9 protein-coding genes, 1 tRNA gene and 1 pseudogene are annotated in these 7,822 nt (G+C 66.0%); 5 read left to right on the top strand and 6 right to left on the bottom strand.

The annotated features are described in order from the left end of the window. The 4 genes and pseudogenes from DM995_RS16095 to DM995_RS16080 all read right to left on the bottom strand — a co-directional run. A pseudogene (locus DM995_RS16095) lies at positions 1-361 on the bottom strand (ABC transporter permease); the annotation flags it as partial. Further along, entirely contained in the window at positions 358-1,014 is a 657-nt protein-coding gene (locus tag DM995_RS16090) for an ABC transporter ATP-binding protein (RefSeq protein ID WP_116970078.1), read from the bottom strand. The gene DM995_RS16090 and the pseudogene DM995_RS16095, both read right to left, overlap by 4 nt. Positions 1,015-1,030: 16 nt before the next feature. Then, on the bottom strand, positions 1,031-1,363 hold the full coding sequence (locus DM995_RS16085; RefSeq protein ID WP_023838134.1) for a hypothetical protein: 333 nt from the start codon (positions 1,361-1,363) through the stop codon (positions 1,031-1,033). 104 nt (positions 1,364-1,467) lie between these two features. Further along, the gene (locus tag DM995_RS16080) at positions 1,468-1,878 is read right to left on the bottom strand and encodes a MerC domain-containing protein (protein WP_232824447.1); all 411 of its coding nucleotides are present in this window, start codon (positions 1,876-1,878) and stop codon (positions 1,468-1,470) included. Positions 1,879-1,964: 86 nt separating this feature from the next. Between DM995_RS16080 and DM995_RS16075 the strand changes: the two genes are divergently transcribed. From DM995_RS16075 to DM995_RS16065, 3 genes are read left to right on the top strand one after another with little or no spacing between them, the layout of a single operon-like run. After that, entirely contained in the window at positions 1,965-3,200 is a 1,236-nt protein-coding gene (locus DM995_RS16075; RefSeq protein ID WP_116970076.1) for a GTP-binding protein, read from the top strand. A gap of 3 nt (positions 3,201-3,203) precedes the next feature. Next, entirely contained in the window at positions 3,204-3,770 is a 567-nt protein-coding gene (locus tag DM995_RS16070; protein WP_116970075.1) for a DUF1826 domain-containing protein, read from the top strand. Beyond that, on the top strand, positions 3,771-5,798 hold the full coding sequence (locus tag DM995_RS16065; protein ID WP_116970074.1) for a TonB-dependent siderophore receptor: 2,028 nt from the start codon (positions 3,771-3,773) through the stop codon (positions 5,796-5,798). Between the two features lie 126 nt (positions 5,799-5,924). On the opposite strand, the gene DM995_RS16060 is transcribed toward DM995_RS16065, so the two are convergent. Continuing rightward, a tRNA-Ser gene (locus tag DM995_RS16060) sits at positions 5,925-6,014 on the bottom strand. Positions 6,015-6,270: 256 nt separating this feature from the next. On the opposite strand from DM995_RS16060, the gene hspQ reads away from it, so the two are divergent. Beyond that, the gene (gene hspQ, locus DM995_RS16055; RefSeq protein ID WP_232824506.1) at positions 6,271-6,597 is read left to right on the top strand and encodes a heat shock protein HspQ; all 327 of its coding nucleotides are present in this window, start codon (positions 6,271-6,273) and stop codon (positions 6,595-6,597) included. 30 nt (positions 6,598-6,627) lie between these two features. On the opposite strand, the gene DM995_RS16050 is transcribed toward hspQ, so the two are convergent. Next, the gene (locus tag DM995_RS16050; protein ID WP_446325629.1) at positions 6,628-7,506 is read right to left on the bottom strand and encodes an ABC transporter permease; all 879 of its coding nucleotides are present in this window, start codon (positions 7,504-7,506) and stop codon (positions 6,628-6,630) included. A 68-nt stretch (positions 7,507-7,574) separates the two neighbouring features. Here DM995_RS16050 and DM995_RS16045 point away from each other — a divergent pair. Continuing rightward, positions 7,575-7,822: GcrA family cell cycle regulator (locus DM995_RS16045; RefSeq protein ID WP_232824445.1), on the top strand; the 248-nt coding region annotated here is incomplete at its 3' end.

Raw genomic sequence — 7,822 nt, 5'->3', positions numbered from 1 at the left:
AGAGCGGCAGCAACCGTTCATCGCTGCCGACGATGCGGAACTCCTGGAAATTGTCGCCTAGCGCGAGCGGAACCGCCTCGGCCACGCCAGGGTCGGCGCGCAGCCGATCGAGCTCGCCGAGCGGGATGTTCCCGGTCGGCACATCGATATGATAGACGCTCGACAGCACCAGTTGCAGCGGCGATCCCTTGGCGCCCACGACCAGATCGATCCCGCGCGCGTCGCGCTCGAACCGCTCGCCGGCCTGCTGGGCAAATTGCAGCAGCAGCACGAGCGTGGCGACCGCGATGGCGAGCAGCAGCGCATTGAGCACGACGCCGAGTGGACGGTCGCGCATATAGGCGAGCGCAAGCCGGATCACGCCGCGGACTCCGCCGCCATGGGGCCGATCTGCCGCACCGAGGAGATATGGTCGCGCAAGCGGTCGTCATGCGTCACGATCAGCAGGCTTGCCCCGGCCTCGCCCGCGCATTCGCGCAGCAGTTCGGCGACCTTTTCCATATTGGCACGGTCAAGCGCCGAGGTCGGCTCGTCGGCGATGATCAGATCGGGCCGACCGATCAGCGCGCGCGCAATGGCCGCGCGCTGCGCCTCGCCCTGGCTCAGTTCGCGCGGGCGCGCATGCGCGCGATGCGCCAGGCCCAGCCGCTCGATCAGCATCGGCACCCGCTCGCCTTCGGTGGCGTGACCGCTGAGCCGCTGCGCGAGCCTGAGATTGGCGGCAAGATCGAGCGCCGAGACCAGCCTGAGCGTCTGGAATACGAGGCCGACGCGCCTGCGGCGCAGGTCGTCGCGCTGGCTGGGGCCGATGCCAGTCATGGTCTCGCCGCCGATGGAAATCGTTCCCGCATCCGGGGTCAGCAGGCCGCAGATCAGACTGACCAGGGTGGATTTACCGCTGCCCGAGGCGCCGATCAGCAGGCTCTGTTCGCCCGCCGCCATGTCGAAGCTGAAATCGTCGAGAATCCGGCGCCCGCCATAGGCAAAGGCGAGATTGCGGATGGCAAGGCTCATGTTCGACGCGTCGCCATCAATCCTTGGTGGCGGTGAAGCGCTGCGACTGGGTCGCGCTGTCCTGAGCCGATACCGGCGTGAAGCCCTGTCGCTGCTGCTGTTGCGCGGCCGAACGGTTCGCTTCGGTTCTTGTCTGCCGGCTCTGGTCGGTCGAAGACGCACTCTGCGCCGGAGTCTCCTGTGTGGCTTGCGATGCCTGCCGGTCGGCGGGGACGTTCCAGGCAGCATGCTGGGCGAAGGGATTGATCCGGGTGTAACCGCCAAAACCCTCCAAGTCGCACGCCGCCGCAGGCGATGCCGCCGCCAGAACGCCACCCAGTCCGATCAATATGGTTGCCGCAATCCGCATGAGAACACCCCTTTGCCAAGCATCACCAGATGTTACAACATATCCAAAGCGGTTGGCAAAGCCTTTGTGCGCGAGCGGATGGATTCAGCGGCGCGACACGCGCATCAGGCGTGGACGAAGGGCCGCGGATGTCGCGCCAGCCAGTTGGCGAGATGCGCGCTCGCCAGGCAAAGGCTGCCGAGGCTGCTGATCACGATCTCCTGACCTTCGGTCACCGGCAGGAACAGCGCGGCAATCAGCAACCCCAGACCGCAAAGCCCGATGATCAGGATCGCGTGCCGCCTGCGCTGCGCCGCCCTGATCAGAATGCCCAGGCTGACCGGTCCGGCCAGCAGAACGATCCACAGATGCAGGTCGAACGGAAGTTCCAGGCTCTGGCTGAGCGCGGGCGCCCAGGCGAGCAATAGCGGCAGAAACAGGCAATGAACCAGGCACAGCACCGAAGCGGCGATGGCCGCGCCTTCCGCGAAATCGGCGGTTCTGGGGGCCACCCCGATCCGGGGGTTCTTGCGCATCGGCATCATGAAAATCTCCGCTTGTGCAGCTCGCGCCATCCCTATAATGATATAACGTTACATGACAAGCCCAGGAAAGGTTCCCGATGTCGCTCGCCGCCCCGATCCGCAAACTGCCCGTCACGGTGCTGTCGGGATTTCTCGGCGCCGGCAAGACGACCCTGCTCAACCATATTCTTGCCAATGTCGAAGGGCTGCGCGTGGCGGTCATCGTCAACGACATGTCCGAGGTGAACATCGATGCCGCGCTGGTCCGCGGCGGCGAAGCGGCGCTGTCGCGCCCCAGCGAAGAGCTGGTCGAGATGACCAATGGCTGCATCTGCTGCACGCTGCGCGACGATCTGCTCAAGGAAGTGCGCGCGCTCGCCCAGGCGGGGCGGTTCGACTATCTGGTCATCGAGAGCACCGGCATTTCGGAACCGCTGCCGGTCGCGGCGACCTTCAGCTTCCGCGACGCGGCGGGCGCGTGCCTCGGCGATGTCGCGACGCTCGACACGATGGTCACCGTGGTCGACGCGGTCAACCTGCTCAAGGACTATGCCAGCCACGAATTTCTCGCCGATCGCGGCGAATCGCTGGGTGAGGACGACACGCGCAGCCTGGTCGGCCTGCTGGTCGAGCAGATCGAATTTGCCGATGTCATCATCGTCAACAAGGCATCGGACGTCAGCGCCGAGAACCTGGCCACGGTGACCAAGCTGTGCGCCTCGCTCAACGCCGACGCGCGGATCATCACCGCCGATCGATCGAAGGTCGCGCTGGACCAGATCCTAGGCCCCGGCCTGTTCGACGATGACCGCGCCGCCGAACATCCGCTCTGGGCGAAGGAGCTCTACGGCTATGCCAGCCACCGGCCCGAGAGCGAGGAATATGGCATCGAAAGCTTCGTCTATCGCGCCCGCCAGCCGTTTGCGCCGCAGGCCTTTTACGATTTCCTGACCGGCAACGGCCTGGACGGCGTGGTGCGCGCCAAGGGCTTTTTCTGGCTGGCGACGCGGCCCGCCTGGGTCGGCGAGCTGGCGGTCGCGGGATCGCAGACGATGACCGCGCGGCTCGGCCGCTGGTGGGCCTCGGTGCCGAAGAACCAGTGGCCGCACGACAATCAGTTCGAGGATTTCGTCGCGCACAACTGGGACAGGGTCTGGGGCGACCGGCGGCAGGAACTGGTGTTCATCGGCATCGACATGGACGAGGCGCGTCTGCGCGCCGCTCTCGACCGCTGCCTGGTGGCGGCTGGCGGCTATACCCCCGAACGCTGGCAGTCGCTGCCCGATCCCTTTCCTGAATGGGGCGAGCACGCCCGCATTCTGGAAAGCGCCTGAGCCATGGCGGCGCTGAGCCTTCTCGAACCCCGCGCACAAGCCCACCAGCGCTGGGACGCGATCCACCATCCCCAAACCCGGATCGTGATCGACAAGGATGCGGTGCTGCTGCCGCGGGGCGATATCGAGCCGCTGCTCGATATCGCCCCCTTCGGCTATCGCGTGGCCGGACGACCCGAAACGTTGCTGGCCGAGCTGCCGCCGCTTCCGGAAAGCCTTGGACGGTGCATCGCCGTTCTTGCCGCCCGCTTCGCGTCGCTGATGCAGTGCGAAACGGTGCGCGTGCGGCTGGAAGGCGTGACGGGCAATGCCTGTCGCAAGGTGCACGCGGACTATACCGATGTCAGGCTGATCTGCACGCTGGCAGGGCCCGGGACCGATTATGCCTTGGACGATGATCCCGAGGGACCGCTGACGCGCCTTCCCACCGGCGCGATCGGCCTTTTCAAGGGGCATGCATTCGGCGAGGGGCACAGACCCTGTCTGCACCGCTCGCCGCCGATCGAGGATAGCGGTGAGCGCAGGCTGGTCCTGGTCATCGACACCCCGCCGCGCGCCACGGCAGGCTGAATGGCGGTGTTCTGGCTGCTGCCCCTGGCTGGCGCGACGGTGATCGCCGCGCCGGCGGCCGTCGTTCAGGCCGCCGCACCGTCACTCGGGTCGGGTCCATCCGAGGTCCAGGATGCGGCGCCGCAAACCGATCCCGTCACGGCCGAACAGGCCAGCGCGCTCGGGCAGCAGGGGCGGTCGACGGAAAACGCGGTGCGCGCTGCCTCGGACAGCTTCGGCGTGAGCGTCGGGCGCGAGACGATCGGCATCTACAGTTCATCCGAAGTGCGCGGATTTTCGCCGACCCGCGCGGGCAACATCCGCATCGAGGGGCTGTATTTCGACCAGGTCTGGGGTCTGACCGGGCGCATCCGCCGATCGACCACGATCCGCGTCGGGCTCAGCGCCTTCGGATTCGACTTTCCGGCCCCGACGGGAATTGTCGATTACAGCTTCCGCAAGCCCGGCGACAGCGCCTCGCTGGCCATGCTGATCGACGGCAACAGCTATGGCGCCGCGGGGGTGGAAGCCGATGCCAGCCTGCCCCTGATCCCGAACCGCCTGTCGCTGGGGGTCGGCGCGGGCCTGTATCGCAACGCTTTCTACAATGCGACCGACAGCCAGCAGCATATCGAGGCGGTCTCGCTAAAGATCACGCCCAGCGACCGGGTCGAGATCATCCCCTTCTGGGCGCGATCCGATCTCTATGGCGATGAAGCCGGGCCGATCTATATTCCTGCCGGCGATTTCCGTCCGCCGCGCGTGCCCCGTCGGCGCTATTTCGGCCCGGCATGGGCGCGCTATCGCGGCGTGGCGATCAATTATGGGGCGTTCGGCAGCGCCGATCTCGGCGGTGGCTGGAACGTGCGCGCCGGGCTGTTCCGGTCGCTGTTCGACGATGCGCGCAGCTTCACCAACCTGATCTTCGACCTGACGCCGCAGGGGACGGGCCTGCAACTGATCATCGCCGATCCGCCGAGCAAGCTGGCATCGACCAGCGGCGAGCTGCGGCTCAGCAAGGCTTTTGCCGAAGGTCCGCGCACGCACCGGCTGACGCTCAGCCTGCGCGGACGCGACCGGGGGCAGGGCTTCGACGGGGGCCAGCGCATCGATCTGGGCGCGGTGCGCATCGGCGAGGTGCGCGATCCGCCACCGCCCGCCCGCGCGTTCGGGCCGCAGGCGCGCGACAACGTGCGGCAGTGGTTTGCGGGCCTGGCCTATCAGGGGCAATGGGACGGGATGGGCGAACTGACCCTCGGCCTCAGCCATTCGGACTATCGCAAGCGGGTCGATCAGCCGGTCTTCGGGACGGTCAGCACCCGCGCGACGCCGCTGCTCTACAATGCCGGGCTGGCGATCACCGCGATCCCGCGCCTGGCGGTCTATGCCAGCCATACGCGTGGGCTCGAGGAGAGCGGGGTGGCCCCGTCCTTCGCGCTCAACCGCAACGAGGCGCTTCCCGCGATCATCCCCCGCCAGTCCGAAGCCGGGCTGCGCTATCAGATCACCCCGGATCTGCGGCTGGTGCTGGGGGTGTTCGACCTTCGCAAACCCTATTTCGATCTGGGCACCGACAATGTCTTTCGCGCGCTGGGCGATGTCCGCAATCGCGGCGCGGAATTCTCGCTCTCGGGCAAGCTGACCTCCCGGCTGAGCATGACCCTGGGCGCGGTGCTGCTCGACCCGCGCGTGACGGGCGAAGGCGTGAGGCTCGGAAGGCTCGGCGAGCGTCCGGTCGGCACGCCGCGCCAGCGGCTCGATCTCAATCTCGACTGGCGGCTGCCCTGGCTTCCCGGGCTGTCGCTCGATGCGGGCATCGGCCATGCCGGACGGCTCCCGGCCACCGTGGACAACCGGGTCTTCATCAATGCGCGGACGCTGGTCGCGCTGGGCGGGCGCTATGCCTTCACGCTCGGAAACACCGCGGCCAATCTGCGCGTGTCGATGACCAACGTGTTCGACGTGCGTGGTTTCGATCTGCAGGGGGCGGGCGCCTATGACATTTTCGACGGCCGGATCGTGTCCGCCTATCTGACAATCGACATCTGAGACGCGCTCCGGGCGGCGCAAGCAGTATCCACCGACCGTTCGATCAACCCGATCGTGGCCACCGTCCCGCAGCGACAGAAGGGTCGGCCTGTACGCTGCCAATGAGGAGTATGAGGGGGTAGTCCCTGGCGGAGAGGGTGGGATTCGAACCCACGGTGAGCTTGCACCCACGCCGCATTTCGAGTGCGGTACATTCGACCACTCTGCCACCTCTCCGGCCGGGCGGGCCGAAACGCGGGGGTTTCGGCAATCCAATCGGTTCCCGCAGGGCATGATCATGCGTGGTCGATCTGCGGGAAGGCGGGCCATTAGCGTAAGGCGAAAGGCTTGCCAAGGGGGAATCCGGTGCCGATATGGCGGAAAGCTTGTATGCTGCGATGCAGCGCATTAGATTAAGGTCATGAGCAACAACCCTTTCCGTTTCGGCCAGGACGATGCACCCGAGCGCGCTGCCGCATCCGGCGCGGTGGTGATGCCGCGCATTGCCAAGGCGCGCTATGCGATCGGCGATGTCGTGCGGCACCGCATTTTCGACTTTCGCGGCGTGGTGTTCGATATCGATCCGGTCTTCGCCAACAGCGAGGACTGGTACGAATCGATCCCCGAGGAACTGCGCCCGTCCAAGGATCAGCCCTTCTATCACCTGTTCGCGGAAAATGCCGAGAACAGCTATATCGCCTATGTCAGCCAGCAAAATCTGGTGAAGGACGACAGCAATGGCCCCGTCGATCACCCCGCCGTGCCGCAGCTCTTCGGCCCGTTCAGCGGCGGGCGCTATCGCCTGCGCACGATGCACTGATCTCCGGACCGGCGGCGGCCAGTCCGCCGGTCAGGAGCGTAGCTTCCATCCCGACCTGAGCAGCGCGTAGCAGCCGATACCGAGCGCTGCGTTGATGCCGAGCAGCAGCAGCGATCCTGCGAGCAGCGGCGAATCGGTGCTGCTGATGAAGCCGTAGCGGAAGCCCGAGATCACGTAGAAGAACGGGTTGGCATGGCTCAGCGCGCGGAACGTGGGCGCCATCGCGTCGACCGAATAGAAGGTGCCCGAAAGCAGCGCGAGCGGCGCGACGACGAAATTGGTGATCGCGGCGGCATGGTCGAACTTTTCCGCCCAGATCGAGGTCAGCACGCCCATGAAGGCGAGCATCACCGCGCCCATCAGCCCGAACCACAGGATCGCCCAGAGATGCTGCGGCATGACATGGATCCCCGGCCAGAGCAGCATCGCCAGCCAGACGGCCGCGCCCACCAGGAACGCGCGGGTGACGGCGGCGATGACGAGCGAGACCAGCACTTCCAGCTCGGACAGCGGCGGCATCAGATAATCGATGATCGTGCCCTGGATCTTGCCGACGAGCAGCGAGAAGCTGGAATTGGCAAAGCTGTTCTGCATCATCGCCATCACGATGAGACCGGGGGCGAGGAAATCGCCGAACGGCACGTCGAGCACGGTGCGTCCGCTGCGCCCCAATGCGACAGTGAAGATCACCAGATAGAGCATGGTGGTGATCGCCGGCGCCCAGATGGTCTGCAACTGCACCTTGAAGAACCGGCGCACCTCTTTCATATAGAGGGCTTTCAGTCCTCCCCAGTTTATCGCGCTGATCCTCACGGTGCCGGGTTCCGCAAAGGCGGGTCCGGACCGCAATTCCGGAGCTGTGCCGGTCTGGGCCACGCGTGCGGGGGGATTTGGTGCTTGATCGTTCATGGTGGATGCGCCTATCGGCGGTCACCAGACCGGGCAAGCCCCAATAGGTCAAGAAGGAATTGCTTTTCATGTCATGGACCGACGAGCGCATCGATCAGCTCAAAACCATGTGGGAGAAAGGCCTCACCGCCAGCCAGATCGCAGAAGAGCTGGGCGGGGTCAGCCGTAACGCTGTCATCGGCAAGGCGCACCGCCTGGGCCTGAAGTCGCGCCCCTCGCCGGTCAAACCGGGCGAAGCCAAGCCCAAGCCGGCGCCGAAGAAGGACGCTGCGGCCAAGCCTGCAAAGAAGGTCGAAGCCGAGGCTGCGGCCGACGA

Origin of the sequence: Blastomonas sp. UPD001 (assembly GCF_003426715.1) — a bacterium.
Taxonomy (GTDB): Bacteria; Pseudomonadota; Alphaproteobacteria; order Sphingomonadales; family Sphingomonadaceae; genus Blastomonas.
Note: the sequence above shows the minus strand (reverse complement) of the source record. Positions and strands in the feature narration are given on the sequence as shown.